Genomic DNA, 324 nt, shown 5'->3' with positions numbered 1-324 from the left:
CGGTACTACAACCTGCTGGTCGCCGTCCTCGCCGCGGTCAGCGTGACGGTGGCGATGCGCACGGACGGGCTGCTGCTGGTCTCGGCCCTGATGGTCGTCCCCGTGGCCACCGCGCAGCAGCTGACGACATCATTTCGTCGGACGCTGGGAGTTGCGATGGGCCTCGGCGTCGTCGCCTCGGTCGGCGGCCTCGTGGGGTCGGCGATGGTGCCGCCGAGCACCGTCGTGGCACCCGGACCCGCGATCATCATGGTGGCGCTCGCCTGCTTCGTCCTCACGTGGCCCATCGGCAGCTGGACTCGACGGCGGGCCCGCCGGCGAGCG

At 71.9% G+C, this 324-nt stretch carries 1 protein-coding gene; it reads left to right on the top strand.

The window, feature by feature from the left end; all coding sequences use genetic code 11:
* A partial coding sequence (locus KSO97_RS17445; protein WP_232681948.1) for a metal ABC transporter permease occupies positions 1-324 on the top strand: 324 nt, incomplete at both ends.

It is taken from the genome of Nocardioides sp. R-C-SC26, from assembly GCF_021246465.1.
In the GTDB taxonomy this organism is placed as follows: Bacteria; Actinomycetota; Actinomycetes; order Propionibacteriales; family Nocardioidaceae; genus Nocardioides.
This window is presented reverse-complemented; position numbering and strand designations above follow the sequence as displayed.